At 61.2% G+C, this 16,334-nt stretch carries 11 protein-coding genes and 1 tRNA gene; 2 read left to right on the top strand and 10 right to left on the bottom strand.

The window, feature by feature from the left end; all coding sequences use genetic code 11:
• Window positions 1-15: 15 nt before the first annotated feature.
• The 6 genes from J5274_RS07540 to J5274_RS07515 form a co-directional block, all read right to left on the bottom strand.
• Window positions 16-717: a polysaccharide deacetylase family protein gene (locus J5274_RS07540; RefSeq protein ID WP_142824058.1), complete on the bottom strand. Its 702-nt coding sequence runs from the start codon at window positions 715-717 to the stop codon at window positions 16-18.
• 9 nt (window positions 718-726) lie between these two features.
• Window positions 727-1,560 (bottom strand): glycosyltransferase family 25 protein, encoded by an 834-nt coding sequence (locus J5274_RS07535; protein WP_142824057.1) that lies wholly within the window; start codon window positions 1,558-1,560, stop codon window positions 727-729.
• 108 nt (window positions 1,561-1,668) lie between these two features.
• On the bottom strand, window positions 1,669-2,289 hold the full coding sequence (locus tag J5274_RS07530; protein WP_142824056.1) for a glycosyltransferase family 29 protein: 621 nt from the start codon (window positions 2,287-2,289) through the stop codon (window positions 1,669-1,671).
• Window positions 2,290-2,374: 85 nt separating this feature from the next.
• A complete protein-coding gene (locus J5274_RS07525) occupies window positions 2,375-3,754 on the bottom strand; it encodes a HAMP domain-containing sensor histidine kinase (RefSeq protein WP_142824055.1) in 1,380 nt (459 codons plus the stop codon).
• The gene (locus tag J5274_RS07520) at window positions 3,751-4,407 is read right to left on the bottom strand and encodes a response regulator (RefSeq protein ID WP_142824054.1); all 657 of its coding nucleotides are present in this window, start codon (window positions 4,405-4,407) and stop codon (window positions 3,751-3,753) included. The genes J5274_RS07525 and J5274_RS07520 overlap by 4 nt, the downstream gene beginning before the upstream one ends.
• A 219-nt stretch (window positions 4,408-4,626) precedes the next feature.
• Window positions 4,627-4,703, bottom strand: a tRNA-His gene (locus J5274_RS07515).
• Window positions 4,704-5,153: 450 nt separating this feature from the next.
• Between J5274_RS07515 and J5274_RS07510 the strand changes: the two genes are divergently transcribed.
• Entirely contained in the window at window positions 5,154-9,149 is a 3,996-nt protein-coding gene (locus J5274_RS07510) for an ATP-binding protein (protein WP_224128230.1), read from the top strand.
• A 216-nt stretch (window positions 9,150-9,365) separates the two neighbouring features.
• On the opposite strand, the gene J5274_RS07505 is transcribed toward J5274_RS07510, so the two are convergent.
• Window positions 9,366-11,318, bottom strand: a complete 1,953-nt coding sequence (locus J5274_RS07505) for an acetoacetate--CoA ligase (RefSeq protein WP_142824053.1) — start codon at window positions 11,316-11,318, stop codon at window positions 9,366-9,368.
• Between the two features lie 163 nt (window positions 11,319-11,481).
• On the opposite strand from J5274_RS07505, the gene J5274_RS07500 reads away from it, so the two are divergent.
• On the top strand, window positions 11,482-13,371 hold the full coding sequence (locus tag J5274_RS07500; RefSeq protein WP_142824052.1) for an AsmA-like C-terminal region-containing protein: 1,890 nt from the start codon (window positions 11,482-11,484) through the stop codon (window positions 13,369-13,371).
• Here the strand turns inward: J5274_RS07500 and J5274_RS07495 are convergent, their stop codons facing one another.
• Genes J5274_RS07495 through J5274_RS07485 form a run of 3 tightly spaced genes read right to left on the bottom strand, consistent with a single transcriptional unit; the run spans window position 13,372 to window position 16,249 of the window.
• Window positions 13,372-14,187, bottom strand: coding sequence for an ABC transporter permease (locus J5274_RS07495; protein ID WP_142824051.1), 816 nt, complete (start codon window positions 14,185-14,187; stop codon window positions 13,372-13,374).
• 3 nt (window positions 14,188-14,190) lie between these two features.
• On the bottom strand, window positions 14,191-15,102 hold the full coding sequence (locus J5274_RS07490) for an ABC transporter permease subunit (protein WP_142824050.1): 912 nt from the start codon (window positions 15,100-15,102) through the stop codon (window positions 14,191-14,193).
• A 4-nt stretch (window positions 15,103-15,106) separates the two neighbouring features.
• Window positions 15,107-16,249, bottom strand: a complete 1,143-nt coding sequence (locus J5274_RS07485; RefSeq protein ID WP_142824049.1) for an ABC transporter ATP-binding protein — start codon at window positions 16,247-16,249, stop codon at window positions 15,107-15,109.
• Between the last annotated feature and the right edge of the window lie 85 nt (window positions 16,250-16,334).

Here is a 16,334-nt window from a genome sequence, read left to right as displayed (position 1 = left end):
ACGCACGCCCCCCGCTTAGCCAACAAGACATTTCTTCAGGAAATGCAGCCATGAATCGTTGCGGCGGATCGTCAGCCGCGGCAGCCCGAAAGGATCGTCGCACTTGCGAGCCCGCCGGCGCCAGGTCGTCGTCGCAACGCTGTAACCGGCTTCTATCGCCAGTTGGCGATGCAGGGAACGCTCGTCGCCGTAGGGAAAGCAGAAGGAGGAGACTTCGTCGTCGATCGTATCCTCCAGCGCAACCCGCGACAGGAAAATCTGGTTCCATGCATCCTCGGCCGACAGGTCCGGCAGGCGGGCGTGATCCATCGTGTGGGAGCCGATCTCGTTGCCGAGGGCCGTCCATTCGCGCAATTGTGCGAGGTTCATGCAGGCCGACGGCGGGACGCCCAGCGGAATATCCCATTCGTTGCGGCCACCGATCTGATTGGCGACGACGAAATTCGTCGCTGTAAATCCGCAGTCGCGCAGCACCGGCAAGGCATTTTCATGAACGTTGGCATAGCTGTCGTCGAAGGTGATGGCGACGACCTTGCCCTTCTTCTTGCCGTTGACGTAGGGAAGCGCCTCGCGCAGCGACAGGCCCTGGAAACCAAACCGTTTCAGCAAATGCATCTGCCGCCGGAAATCATCCGGATGCACGGCCATGCTCCGAAACGGTATCCGACGCGACGGGGGAACGGCGATCTGGTGGTAGGTGAGGATGGGAACGGACAAACCTGATCCTCAGACGAAGTATCGCGAACGAAATGCCACCTTGGCCCGGTACAGCGGACGCATGACCTCGCGGGTCAGTTTATCGGCGAAGGTGCTGTGGCGCTTCATGCTTGTGCCTCCGAGGGTCGACGATATCTCGCGAACGCCACCCGGCAGCACCGTAAGCGGTGACAGATGCAAAAGCCACTCCATCTGAACCATCGTGTCGACAGGCCGATCGAATATCTCGGTGGCCTGCAGAAGGCGGATCGCGGCGCCACGGCTGACCAGCTGGGCAACCATGCCGAGGCCGATGACCTGCGGGCGGATGACGCGGGCGGCATCCTGCGCAAACACTTCCTCGCCGCTCTCGCGGTTGTCCCGGAACGGAAAGCGCACGAATGCGCCCGGCGTCAGGCAGGCGCTGGCAGCCGCAAAAGCTGCCGGGAAATCTGCAGTCAGCTCGACATCGTCCTCGATGACAAAGCCCGCATCCAGCCCCTGCTCGACGATGGCCGCCCAGGCTTTCCGATGGGACAGGAAGCAGGCGATCTCGGAGTTGCTCAACTGGAAGGGATAGGCCGGCTTATGCAGATTGCGGTGGTAGACGCGCTCCCTGTCGGCCTGGCTGAGAGCGAGGCCATCGACGGCCTCGATGACTTCGGCCGGCACCGGCAAGGTTTCCACAAGCCGCTCGACCTGGCCCGCACGCTGCTTTGCGCGGCCAAGGTGGACGATGAATGCCTTGATCGTCTGCGGCCTTGCGGATGGCTCCACCTTCAAGGACAGGCTGGTTTCGACGCTCGTCGCACGCTTCTGCAGGCCCAGGGTCTGCGGCCGCTCCAGATGATAGGCGTTGTGCATCGATACGTCCTCGGTTTCGTGGCCATGGACGGTCTAGAAGACGGATCTGATCGATGCCTTAGGTGAAAGTGAAGCCAAACTGAAGAGCGGCGGCAACCTCGTCGGCGATCAAGGGCCGATCAGCGTGAGCCGGCCTTCGGCAACGTGGTTTGCCACCCAACTCCGCTCGCCGTCCCAGCTGTGGCGCTTCCATCCCTCCCAGCTGAAACCGCAGAGCTTTATGTCCCACCGGTCGGCGGGAAACTGCTGCAGACAATGGTAAAGTCCGAAAAAGCCGGTGCTCGGGAATATCCGATGCATGTCGGCCTCGGACAGGCCAAGCTCTGTGCACCCGGCCTTGTAGAACTGCGGCGGCATGATGCGGATCTCTTTTCCAGCCGACCCGACGCGCTCGATCGTCTGCTGCGTCCAGTCAGACCTGCGGCCCTTCAGCCACGACAATATATTTGGCTTCGGATGATAGGTGCGCAGGATCGCAGGATGATAGACCAGCAGGACGGTCTTAGCCGCCTGGAATGTCGGACTGGTATAGAAGGCCGAATCGCGGAGGCGCCGCTGCATCGGCTTGCTGGACGTCGCCAGCATCAAGAGGTCGGTCCTCGTTCCGCTCATGCCGATGGAGAGTTTCGGCTCGTTGAAGCGCAAGACGAAATCGGCCGCATCGACGACAGGCGAGAGGTCGGCCGGCAATTCTCCGTTGCCGACGATGATGGCCGTTTTGCGCGACAACGTCTGGTTTCCAGTTTGCAAGAGCGCGCGTGACTAGCAAGCGTCGATGATATGAAACTGATGGCTGCAGCTGCTCGGAGGCTGTTCACGCAGGTGCGGGCAGGCGGACACGGACGCTGAGGCCGTATCCCCAGCTGGGCGTCGACAGATCGATGGTGACAGCCAGGCGGGTCGCCACGTCTGCCACGATCGCCAGACCCAGTCCCGATCCCTGCTCCTGCGGTGAGTCCACCCTGTAAAACCGCTGGAAAACCGCCGACCTCTGGTCTGCCGGGATGCCTGGACCGGTGTCGTCGATGGACAGCAGCCATGCCTCGCCATCCGGCATGATCGTCACCTCGACCTTACCATCCTCCGGCGTATATTTCAGCGCATTGTCGAGCAGGTTGCTGATCATCAGCTGCAGCAGGGATTCGTCCGTCAGCACCTCGGCGTCTTCGCTGCCCTGCAGGGAAAGGTCGAGCCGCTTGGCGGTGATGCGGCTGCCGAAACCGGCCGCGATGGACGCCACAAGGTGGTAGAGCGGAACCGCATCGAGCTTGAGCGGGTGATGGCTGACCCGCGCCAGTCGCAGAAGCTGTTCGATCAGGTGCATCGCCCGATTGTTGCTTTCGACCAGATCCGCGACGATCGCATCCCTCTCACGACCCGCCTCCGTGTCACGCAGCATCTGCAGCAGCAGCTTGACGCCTGCCTGCGGTGTGCGCAACTCATGCGCCACGAGATCCGAAAACCGCCGCTCCAGGGTGAGCGAGTGGCCTAGCTTGTCGAGTAGTTGATTGATCGAGGTGCCGAGCGGCATCAGGTCCAGCGGCAAGCCCTCGACGGGGATGGCCGAGAGGTCGTCGGGCGAGCGCAGGCGGATCTGCCGAACGAAGTCGCTCATCGGGGCAAGCCCCCGGTTGATGCCGAGCCAGATCAGGAAGGCGATGATCGGCAGCAGAACAAAGAGCGGAAACACCAGGTTGCGCAGGATATTCGATATCAGCCTGTCGCGCAGCGCGATCTTCTCGCCGACCTCCATGGCAATCGTCGTATTGGGAATGGGCAAGGCATACACCCGCCAGCGCTCGCCCTTGTAATTTATCGTATGAAATCCGGCCTTCTGCTCGGGCATGTCGGCCTGGAAGGCGGTGCTGCTGAAAACCTGGATTTTCCCGTCTTTCCAGGCGCGAACCATATGCGCGTCGGCGTAGTCGTCGGCGTCCTGATTGAAGGACAGCTGGTTGTCCATCTTGAAGTCGATATCGTCGATCCTGCGGGGCGGATCGTCCGTCTGGCGCAACAGCGGCCGTTGCAGCAATCCCCACAGGACATTGGCCTCGTTGATCAGCTGGGCATCATAAATATTGTCGATTTCGTGCCGGGCGCTCTTGAACGCCAGCAATCCGATCACGCTGATGGCAATGACGATGACCGGAATGATGCGCAGATAGAGTTTGCTGGTGAGCGTTGCCCGGGTCATCGCTCGATCATGTATCCGACACCGCGGATCGACTTGATGAATTCCGATCCCAGCTTCTTGCGCAGATTGTAGATCGTCACCTCGGTGGTGTTGCTCTCCACAGCGTTCTGGGCGTCGTAGAGCGCATACTCGATATCGTTCTTCGTGACGTAGCGGCCGCTGCGTTCCATCAGCAGCTTGAGCAGATGGAATTCCTTGGCCGTCAGCGGCACCGACTGCCCGTTGCGGCGGGCCACCATTGCGGCGGGATCGACCTCGACCTCGCCACACCGGATTGTCGTCTCGACGCGCCCCTCGCGGCGGCGGATCAGGGCGCGCAAACGGGCCAGCAGCTCGTCGAGATCGAAAGGCTTGACCATGTAGTCGTCCGCGCCCTGGTCGAGGCCGTCGACCTTCTGGAGAACGCTGTCGAGCGCGGTCAGCAGCAGGACGGGCACATCGTTCCCCTGCTTGCGCAACGCCTTGAGGACGCCGATGCCATTCAGCTTCGGCAGGTTGAGGTCCAGCACGATGGCTGCAAACTCCGACGACTCGGCCGCCGCAAGCCCCGCCTCGCCGTCCCGCAGCCAGTCGATGCCATAGGCATGCTTCTCCATGGCCTTCTTCAACGATGAGCCAAGGATATGGTCGTCCTCGATAAGCAGGATACGCATGAAAACCTTCACCGGGCTTGAAAACTGGACTGGAGACGCCAACATCCCCAATCCGCATCTGCGCCCAGTTTAAGACCGAATAGCGTCAACGCCAGCAGGCAAAGCGTGGTTTGTGAGGTTTTTTTGGTAGTTGGGTATTGCGCCGTATGATCAGGCATCAACCCACTACGGGCGTCCGTCCATTGACTAAACGAAGCGTCATAAAGAAAATGGAAATAATGGTACGGTTGGGTGGAATCGAACCACCGACCTCAGGATCCACAAACCTGCGCTCTAACCAACTGAGCTACAACCGCACATGCCGCGTCTGGACGCAACTCGGGTGAAATACTGGGAGTTCAGTTTTTTTTCAAGCCCTATCTCGGCGAATTGAGAAAAATGCCTATGGGCCCCGGCTCTGGCCCGGCGGCACGATGTAGCTGCGGTCGTGCTTGAAAGAACCTCTTTTTGTTCCGCGCGCATATTCGTTGCCGGATTGGGCGCCAATGGGGCCTCAAGGCCGTGGATGACGCATCGGGGGCGATTGAAAATCGGCCGGCTGTGGATAAGGTAGCAACGCCGATAGTGATGTCATGAAGCGGGTATGCCGTGTCTTCGGCATTGCGGAGAGCTTGCGGCGGCATATCGGGGCCGTCCATTAACCCTTTCTGGCGAAAGCATTGGCACTTGCTGGACCGGACGGAGCGTCACCTATATTAACAAAACGTTAATGCGAGAAGGCCTCGGCTCGAACATCAGGTTGGACAATGCCGGCAGTACAGTATCCGTTCATCGACATTGCCGTTCATCCGAGCATCCGCGACCGGTTTGCGCGCGGCGAAGCGATGGCGCTGTTCTCGGTCGAACTCGACCGGGTGCTGTGGGCAAACGGCGCCGGCGCCGACCTTTTCGGCTATGCGGCCATCTATGATTTTCTCGACCAGGGCGCCCGGCCCGGTGACGTATCCTTCCGCCAGATTGCAGCCACTGCGCACCAGCTGGTCGCCGTCGGCGATACTCGCAGCTTCCTGATCCGGATAGCGGCAGGGTTCCAGCGTGTTGTTGCCAATGCGGCAGTCGAGAAGATCCGCACCCCGGCCGGCGAAGACGCAATCCTGTTTTCCTGCCCGGTTTCCGCAAAACCGCTGGAGACCACCGAGCGTGCGCAGCGGATGCTCGACGGGTTCGACGATCCCGACACCCATATCGCCGTCATCGGCCGCGACGGCGAGATCATCGCCGCCTCGCCCGGTTTCGCAGCCCTCGGGATCACGACGGAAACTGCGGGCATGCTGGTGACAATGGCCGGTGGCCAGCCGGAGCGACTGATCAAAAGGCCGATCCGGACCGGCCAGGGCTACCTACCCGCCGCCATCGGCCTCCTGTCGGATACACCAGCCCTCAATCTGCTGTTTGTCGTCGAAATGGTCATCGGCCATCTCGATCCCGTTGAAACCGTTTCGGCAGTGGTGCCAGCGGCGGCCGAAACCTTGGCAACGCCGGTGGCAGAGGCCGAAACGACGGCAGCCGTCGCCGATGATGGCTCCGCCCATATCGAGCCAGCTGCTGTTAGGGCGACTACCGCCGCAGAAGCGCCTGCCGATGTTCATGAAGATCGTGGCGACGTCGAGAGCGTCTCGGAAGAAGCTGGAACCGACGCCGCCATCCCATCTTCGAGCGCCGACGAACCAACCAATCAGTTAGACCCCGGTACACGGGAGTTCTCGGCGGCGATCGATGCTCTTGCCGAGATCGAAGATGTCGAAGACGAACCGGAAGAAATTGCCGCCATCGAACAAAGCGATCCCAACGCCGTCGAGGAGCCCGAGCAACCGGCGACACCTGCCGTGCAGGACGATGGCGACGAGGACGACGCCGATCACGAGATTGCCGAGGACGAGCAGACTGCGGCCCTGACGAATGAGGATGCGGAAACGCATGTCGAGGATTCGACCGATGCATCACCCGAGCGGGGCTCGGAACTTTCGCCTGACATAGAGCTGTCAGCGGACGACACCGAGGGTGCTTCGACGGATGACGCAAGCGTTGAGCGGGAAGTGCCGGATCGGGAGCCGAGTGAAGATCAACCCCTCACTGCCAATGCGGAGATCGAGCCACGGGAGCCGGCTGCGTCCGAACAGGAAGCAGCACCAGCCGCATCGGTCGATATCGCCCAGCCCGCAACCGTAGCGGACGCCGTTGCGGCTGCAGCACCCGAGACCGATCAGCCGCAGCATTTCGTTTTCAATCGGCAGGGACGTGCGACGCGCTTCGTCTGGAAGATCGATGCAGAGGGCCATTTCAGCGAGATTTCGCGGGAATTCGCCGAGGCTGTCGGGCCTCATGCAAAGGCTCTCGCAGGCGTCGCCTTTGCCGATATCGCGACGCTGTTCCACCTAGATCCCGATGGCAAGATCGCCGAGTTGCTTGCCCGTCGCGACACATGGTCGGGGCGGACCATCCATTGGCCGGTCGAGGGAACGAGCCTGACGGTTCCTGTCGATCTTGCGGCTCTGCCGACCTATACGCGCAGCCGTGAGTTCGACGGCTTCAGAGGCTTTGGCGTCGTCCGCCTGTCGGACGCGACGGAGGACCCGCTGCGGACCGGGCTGACCCTGGGGTTGCCAGCCATCGATGACACCGCGTCAGGCAACGAAGCGGCTGATGCATTGCACCCGGAGCATCCGGATGAGAAAGCCACGGTCGCAGATCCGGTGGTTTTCGACGAGAGCACTGATGAGAACGAAACGTCCGCCGTCGAGGCGGAGCATGTGCCTGATAGCGTCGAGCCGCTGGATGGACCGTCCGAGCGGATATTCGAACCCAACGAGCCGGAGCTGCCGTTCCACGTCGAACCGCCCGCCCTGAAGATATCAGAGACGCCGGCCCGCAGGCTTTCCGACAAGATCATCCAGCTGCATGAACGGCGGCAGAACCTGACTGACGGCCTGTCGCTGGCAGAGCAGGCTGCCTTCCGCGAGATCGCCAAGCAGCTCGAGCCGTTCGGCAAGCGTGGCGAAGAACCGACGGATGCCGCCCCTGCCGATCCGACAGATGACGAGAGCGAGCAGCCGGAAGCGCCTGCGGCAGAGCTCGATGCGTTTTATCCGACGCCGCTGCTGGCGGCTAACGACGATATAGAAGGCTCCGACACGCCCGAACCTGCCGATGCTGTGGAGGGACGTGAAGGCGGCGACGAATTCAACGCGCTCGATGTTCTCAACACGGCCATTCCGCCGCGCGTGAAAATGACCGACGGGCTGTCGGCTGCTGTGGTCGATCAGCTGCCCGTCGCGGTCCTCGTCCATGCCGGCGACACGCTGATCCACGCCAATCCCGAGTTCATGCGGCTAACGGGCTATACCTCGCTGGCGGAGCTGGAAGGGGTTGGCGGCATCGATGCGCTGCTGCAGCGGGAGGATTTGCAGGACAAGACAGAACGCTCCGGCGTGATGATGGTGGTCAGAGCCGACGACGCGCTGGTGCCGGTCACTGCCCGGCTGCAATCCATCCGCTGGGAAGATGCCAGCGCATTGATGTTGGCGCTGATGCCTGTCGAGAAGGATGGCGAGGCGCTGTTGTCGACGCGGATCGACAGCCGCGAAGAGCCCCGTCCGGAACGCATGCTGGAAAAGGTTGCCAAGCTGCAGGTCGAGGTGGAGGAACTGCAATCGATCCTCGAGACCGCGACAGATGGCGTCGCCATCATCGGGCCGGAAGGCGATATAAGGTCGATGAATCGCTCGGCCAGCGCGCTGTTCAACTATGATGAGCAGGAGACGCGCGGCAAACCCTTCGTCATGCTGTTTGCCCATGAGAGCCAGAAGGCCGTGCTCGATTATCTGAGCGGGCTCACCGGCAACGGCGTGGCCAGCGTTTTGAACGACGGACGCGAGGTCATCGGTCGCGAGGCATCCGGCGGGTTCGTGCCGCTGTTCATGACCATGGGCGTACTGACCTCGTCGAACGGCTACTGCGCCGTGATCCGCGATATAACCCAGTGGAAGCGCACGGAGGAAGACCTGCGCAATGCCAAGCGCGCGGCTGAAACGGCCAACGCCCACAAAAGCGACTTTCTTGCCCGCGTCAGCCACGAGATCCGCACGCCACTCAATGCCATCATCGGCTTTTCCGACATGATGGCGAGCGAGCGGCTCGGGCCGATGGGCCATGCGCGCTATGTCGAATATGCCGGCGACATCGGACGCTCCGGTCGCCATGTGCTCGATATCGTCAACGATCTTCTCGACATCTCGAAGATCGAAGCCGGCGAGATGGAACTCGAGTTCGGCGCCGTCGGCCTCAACGAGGCGATCGCCGAAGCCGTATCGATCGTCCAGCCGCAGGCCAACGGACAGCGCGTGATCATCCGCACCGGGCTTTCGCAGTCGGTGCCGAATGTCGTTGCCGATCTGAGGTCGATCAAGCAGATCGCCCTGAATATCCTTTCCAACGCCATCCGCTTCACGCCATCCGGCGGCCAGATCGTCGTTTCAACGTCCTACGAGGGCAATGGCAGCGTCGTGCTTCGCATTCGCGACACCGGCGTCGGCATGACGCGCACGGAACTGGAACAGGCAATGAAGCCGTTTCGCCAGGTGGCAACAAACTCGCGCCAGCGCGGCGACGGCACCGGTCTCGGCTTGCCGCTGACCAAGGCGATGGTGGATGCCAACAGGGCGCTGTTTTCCATCCACTCCGCTCCCAACGAAGGCACTCTGGTGGAAGTCACCTTCCCCTCGCCGCGCGTTCTTGCCGATTAGGCCGATGCATTAAAAAAGGGCGGCCGAGGGCCGCCCTAAGTCATGCTGTTGATTGGAGATAGAGACCCGCAGATCTGGAAGTTCTCCATGGTCGGGCCGTGCGCGGAGTGAATATTAGACGCCGCGCAACTGAGGGTAGCTTGATCGCTATCTCCTAACACAATCTTAAAAAGACCGGCAATCTCTCACCTGTGACTATTGCGCATTTGCGTTCGGTTAATTTTTCAATGCCTCGAGATCAGCGAATTGTGCCAGGCACTCCGGATTGGCGAGCGCTTCCTTGTTGCGCACTGTCCGGCCATGCACCACTTCGCGCACCGCGAGTTCGACGATCTTTCCGGATTTGGTACGGGGGATATCGGCGACGGCAACAATTTTCGCCGGCACATGGCGCGGCGTGGCACCGGTTCGAATGCGAGCCTTGATCGCGGTGGCGAGATCCTGGGTAAGCGTGATGCCGGTGGCCAGTTTGACGAACAGCACGACCCGCACGTCATCCTCCCAATCCTGGCCGATGCAGATCGCTTCCACCACCTCGGGCATTTGCTCGACCTGATTGTAGATCTCCGCAGTGCCGATGCGGACGCCGCCGGGATTGAGGGTCGCGTCGGATCGGCCGTGAATGACGAGGCCGCCATGCCGGGTCCATTCGGCGAAATCGCCATGGCACCAGACGTTGTCGAAGCGCTCGAAATAGGCGGCCCGGTACTTGAGGCGGTCGGGATCGTTCCAGAACATGATCGGCATCGACGGAAAGGCTTTGGTGCAGACAAGTTCGCCCTTTTCCAGCCGCACCGGGTGGCCATCCTCGTTCCAGACGTCGACGGCCAGTCCCAGCCCCGGGCCCTGTATTTCGCCGCGCCAGACGGGCTGCAGCGGATTGCCAAGCACGAAGCAGGAGACGATATCCGTTCCGCCGGAGATCGATGCCAGCTGGACATCGGCCTTGATGCCTTCGTAGACGAAGGAAAAACCCTCTGGCGACAACGGCGAACCGGTGGAGGCAATAAGCCGCAGGCGAGACAGGTCGTGTGAGTTCGTTGGCCGCAGGCCGCTTTTGCGCACCGCATCTATATATTTCGCCGAGGTGCCGAAAATGGCAAATTTCTCGTCTGCGGCATAATCGAACAAGATGTTTCCATCGGGCGCGAAGGGTGAACCGTCGTAGAGGCAAAGCGTCGCGCCGGCGGCAAGGCCGACCGCTAACCAGTTCCACATCATCCAGCCGCAGGTGGTGAAATAGAAAATCCTGTCGTCGGGCATGACACCGCAGTGCAGGCGATGCTCCTTGACCAATTGCAGCAGCGTGCCACCCGCCGAGTGGACGATACATTTCGGCACGCCCGTGGTGCCCGACGAAAACAGGATGAACAGCGGGTGGGCGAAGGGCAATGCCTCGTATTCGACAGGCTTCGGCGTGAACGCCTTGAGGAAGGCATCGAGCGTCGTGGCATCAGGCGTCATGGCCGCCACGGCATCCGCATCCCCGGCATAGGGGATGATGACAGAGGCGACACCGAGGCGCTGCGTCACGGCGCGGATCTTGTCGGCGACATCCTGGAGCTTGCCATTGTACCAGTAGCCGCTGCAGGCGATGAACAGCTTCGGTTCGATCTGGCCGAAACGGTCCATGACGCCCTGCTCGCCGAAGTCAGGCGAACAGGACGACCAGATTGCGCCGATGGATGCTGCGGCCAGCATGCAGGCAATGGTCTCCGGCATATTCGGCATCATTGCCGCGATGCGATCCCCCTTGCCGATGCCGATTGCACGATAGGCCTGCTGCAGACGCGACACTTCGGCGCGTAGCCGGTCCCAGGACCAGCGTGAACTGACCTTGTCCTCGCCGCGAAAGATCAGTGCATCCCCAGGACCGCTTCTGGTGAGAAGGTTCTCGGCAAAATTCAGTTCCGCGTCTGGGAAGAAACGCGCGTCCAGCATGTTGTCACCATCGACTAGAGCCCGCGAACCTCTGGTGCCCTTGATGCCGCAAAACTCCCAGACGGCGGTCCAGAAGCCTTCGCGATCAACAATCGACCAGGCATGCAGGCTTTCGAAATCATCGAGGGAAAGCCCATGCTGCGCATTGCAATGCTGCATGAACGCGAACATCGGCGTCTTCCGGCGCTCCACCTCAGACAAAGACCATAACGGCTGCTCGTCCTGCATTCCTATCCCTCCCGCTCGACGCTCTCTACCACGCCGCGCAGCAATATTAATATCAGAGGTTGGCGGCGTGTCAGGATGCGACGTTTGCATATGATCGGCATTTCCTATATCCGCCAAACGCAGGCGAAATCATGCGCAACGGTTTGAAAGTTTCTGCATCAACATGACGGCGTCAGGTAACAAGAGGTGGCGGCCCGCCTTGCGGTCGATGAAACGCTGGCTTCCAGCCGTCGCGCGCACGACCGGCATCGTCGTTCTCACCATCATCATCGTTTCCGTCGTGTTTAGAGCCACGGCACCCTTTCTCATTTCCAGCGGCCTGGTGCGCTCCGGGATAGAGGAAGCTCTGTCGCGCTGGACCGGCTATCGCGCCGAGATCGAGGGATCCCCGGCGATCGACTTCTGGCCGACGCCGCGCGTCACGCTGAACCAGGTGACGATCCGCGAGCGCACTGCCGGTGGCAAGGTGCTCGGTCATGTCGACAGCCTGTCCGCCGACTTCTCGCTGCTGGCCGCCCTGCGCGGAAAGGCCGATTTCCACGAATTCCACTTCCTGCGGCCGGTCGTCTACGTGCGCCGCGACGATACCGGGCTGATCGACTGGACCAATGCCGGACTGCTCGGCAAGGCCATCGACCGGGTCGAGAGATCCCCGACCGGCAGCACCGTGATCACCAAATCGCAGGACGCCAAGATCGGCGGCGTCACGGTCGAGGATGGCGTGGTCGAACTGACCGACGACAAGACCGGCAGGCTCTTCAGGCTCGACGGGGTCAATGCCGATATTTCGTGGCCACGACTGTCGAAGCCGATGAGCGCCGTGCTGCTTGCCCGCCTCAACGGCCAGGACATCAAGGTCGATTTCTTCTCGGAACAGCCGCTGCTGCTGTTTGCCGGCAAGAATGTCGATGCCAAGACGACGTTCTCCTCGCCGCTGATCCGCGGAACCTTTACCGGCATTACCAACATGTCCGATTTTTCAGCGCTGTCCGGAAATCTGGACCTCGCCATTCCCGACATGCCGTCCTTCCTCGCCTGGAGCGGCGAGCGCCTGCCCGGCAGCGCTACACTCAAGAACCTGTCGATGAATGCCGATGTCTTGACAGTCACGGACGGCATTCGCTTTAACAACCTGAACTTCGTGCTCAACGACGCCGCCGCTTCCGGCGTCATGGATTATGGCTATACCAGTACCGGGAAGCCGAAGATTTCAGGCACGCTTGCCTTCGACAAGATGAACCTCAATCCGTTCCTCGCCGCCTTTTCGATGCGACTTGCCGCCAGCACGGCTATCGACACGCTGCTGAACGGCAATCCGCTGCAGAGGCTGGACCTCGATCTGCGCCTGTCGGCAAAAAGCGCGTCACTCGGGCCCTTCAATTTCGACAACATCGGCGCAGGATTGCTGGTGGCCGGCGGCACGGCCAAGTTCGACATCGGCGACAGTGGCTTTGAAGGCGGAGACCTGACCGCCCATCTCGAAGTCACCGAGCGCAACTTCGATGGCGGCGGCAAGTTGCAGATTTCGATCCGCGATGCAGATTTTGCCAGCCTCATCACCCGCCTTAACCTGCAGGGGCCGCTGCCGCTGGCCAATGGCTCGCTCGACCTGTCGCTGATGACCAACAAGCCGATCTGGGCCGCCAATCTCGGCGACGTCGCCGGCAAGCTGCGCTACTGGTCGAAGGCCGGTGCCTTCCGCCAGTTCAATGTCTCGACATTCCGTGCCCTTGCCGCCCAGAAGAAATTCTTCCGCCTCAGCGACGTCGCAGACTCGACGTTCGATTTCCAGACCATCGATCTCGACGCAAGCTTTGCCAAGGGCTCGGTCGATGTGCAGAACGCCAGGATCGTTGGGCGAAACGAGACTTTGTCGCTTTCCGGCATCGTGCCGTTCCGCACCAACTCGCTAGCCTTATCCGGTGTGCTGGATGCGACCAATGCGGCGGAGGGAGCCGACCTGCCGGTGCTGCCATTCTTTATCGGCGGCACATGGCCGGACGCGATCGTCTCGCCGGTATCTCCGGTTCAGCAAAAGGCAACGCAGCCCTAATCACAGCGCGTTGGCAGCATGCTCGTCGCGCTGGCGCTGGATTTCCCGTCTTTTCGTGACAACAGAGGCGCAAATCACGCCAATCGCCACGATGGCGATCAGGATGGTGCAAACGGCGTTGATCTCCGGCGTGACGCCCAACCGCACCTGGCTGTAGATCTTCATCGGCAGCGTGGTGGCCCCGGGGCCGGAGGTGAAGCTTGCAATGACGAGGTCGTCGAGCGACAGCGTAAACGCCAGGATCCAGCCTGAGAACACAGCCGGCGAAATGATCGGCAGGGTTATCTCCAGGAATGTGCGCAGCGGGGTGGCGCCGAGATCGAGCGCCGCCTCCTCGATCGACTGGTCGAAGCTCATCAGCCGCGACTGCACGACTACGGCGACAAAACACATGGTTAGCGTCGTGTGGGCAAGCGTGATCGTCCAGAACCCGCGATCGAAGTCGATGGCGACAAACAGCAGCAGCAGCGACAGGCCGGTGATGACATCCGGCATGACCAGCGGCGCGTAAACCATGCCGGAAAAAAGCATCCGGCCGCGAAAACGGGTGTAGCGGACAAGTGTGAAGGCGGCGAGCGTACCGAGCACGGTTGCCAGCGTCGCCGACAACAGGCCGACCCGCACCGTGACCCAGGCCGCGTCCAGTAGCGCCTGATTGTGCATCAGCTGGACATACCATTTGACCGAGAAGCCGGTCCAGATCGTTACCAGCTTGGACTCGTTGAACGAGAAGATGACCAGTAGCGTTATCGGCAAGTAGAGGAAGGCAAAACCGAGGGTGACCGAGACGATGTTGAAGCGGGACCATTTGACCATCGTCTATCTCCCCTGCTCGTCGGCTTTCGCCTGGATATTCTGGAAGAACACGATCGGTACGACGAGGATGAGGAGAAGGATGGTCGCAACCGCCGAGGACACCGGCCAGTCGCGGTTGGCGTTGAACTCGTTCCAGAGCGTCTTGCCGATCATCAGCGTCTGCGATCCGCCGAGCAGGTCGGGAATGACGAACTCGCCGACGGCCGGAATGAAGACCAGCATGCAGCCGGCAATGACGCCCGGCAACGACAGCGGAAAGGTCACGCGCCAGAAAGCCGTGATCGGCGGGCAGCCGAGATCCTGCGCCGCCTCGATCAGCGTGTGATCCATCTTTTCGAGCGCGGAGTAGAGCGGCAGCACCATAAACGGCAGGTAGGAGTAGACGATGCCGATATAGACGGCGGTGTTGGTGTTGAGGATGATCAGGGGCTCGTGGATGACACCGAGATAGAGCAGCACCTGGTTCAGCAGGCCCTCCGGCTTCAGAATGGCGATCCAGGCGTAGACGCGGATCAGGAAACTCGTCCAGAATGGCAGGATCACCAGCATCAAAAGGGTCGGCCGGATCGTGCGCGGCGCCTGTGCCATGCCATAGGCCAGCGGATAGGCGATCAGCAGCGTCAGCAATGTCGAGATGGCGGCTATCGTGACGCTCGAGACATAGGATTTGAAATAGAGGGGATCGCCGGTCAGCCAGACGTAGTTGTCGAAGGAAAGCTGGCGGAGGTTATCGATGAAGCCGCTGAGGCCGTTCGACGTCGAGAAGACGGGTGTGTAAGGCGGCATCGCGGTCGCCGAGGTCGACAGCGACATGCGGAAGACGATGAAGAACGGTGCCAGGAAGAAGATCAGCAGCCACAGATAGGGGATGATGATCACAAGGCGGCGGTAGAGCGCTGAACCGAACGTTCCCATGATCTCAATCCTTCAACAGCACGCCGGCATTTTCATCGAAGGAGACCCATACCTGCTGGTCGTAGCCGAAGGGGTCGTCGACGGAGCGCACCGCGTTGAGCGAAGACGCCTTGACGACCTGGCCGCCCTGCAATTTGACGTGGAACACGGTCATGTCGCCGAGATACGCGATGTCCCAGATTTCACCCTCTGCGGCATTGACACCGGCATTGGCCGGCGGGTTGCGGGTGACGCGGAGCTTTTCGGGACGGATGGCAAAGCCGGCGCGGCTGCCGACGGCGGGTGCATCTGATGTCGCCGTGCGCAGCGTGAAGGCGTTGTCGACTGCGATCTCGGCGAAGCCCGGCTTCGCGGACACGACATTGCCGTCCAGAATATTGACGTCTCCGATGAAGCCGGCAACGAAACGGGAATTCGGCGCCTCGTAGATTTCCGCAGGTGTTGCTACCTGCGCCACCTTGCCGTGGCTCATGACGGCGATGCGATCTGCCATCGTCATCGCTTCTTCCTGGTCGTGGGTAACGACGACGAAGATGAGTCCGAGGCTCTGCTGCAGGTCCATCAACTCGAACTGGGTTTCCTCGCGCAGCTTCTTGTCCAGCGCGCCGAGAGGCTCATCGAGCAGCAGCACCTTCGGCTGCTTGGCGAGCGAACGCGCCAGGGCGACGCGCTGGCGCTGGCCGCCGGACAGCTGGTTGGGCTTGCGGGTGGCGAACTGCTCGAGCTTCACCATCTTCAACATCTGCGCGACGCGCTCTGCGATCTCGGCCTTGCTCATGCCATCCTGGCGCAGGCCGAAAGCGATGTTCTTCTCGACCGTCATGTGCGGGAAAAGCGCGTAGGACTGGAACATCATGTTGACCGGTCGCCGATAGGGCGGCGTGCCGGCAAGATCCTGGCCATCGAGGATGATTTCACCCGAGGTCGGCTGCTCGAAGCCGGCGAGCATGCGCAGGAGCGTCGACTTGCCGCAGCCGGAGGCGCCGAGAAGAGCGAAGAATTCGCGATGGTAGATATCCAGCGAGAGATTGTCGACGGCTGTGAAGTCACCGAATTTCTTGGTGACATTGCGCACCGAGATGAACGGTTTGGCCGCAGGATCCGTCCATGGCGCGAAAGAGCGGCGGATGTTGCCGAGAGACTTCATCATGATCCCCGAATGATGCGATGCATTGTCGACGTCCCCACGGGCGCCGCAGCATAAAAAAGCCCGGACTTTAGGGGCCCGGGCC

Source organism: Rhizobium sp. L51/94 (genome assembly GCF_019355555.1).
Lineage (GTDB): Bacteria > Pseudomonadota > Alphaproteobacteria > Rhizobiales > Rhizobiaceae > Rhizobium > Rhizobium rhododendri.
This window is presented reverse-complemented; position numbering and strand designations above follow the sequence as displayed.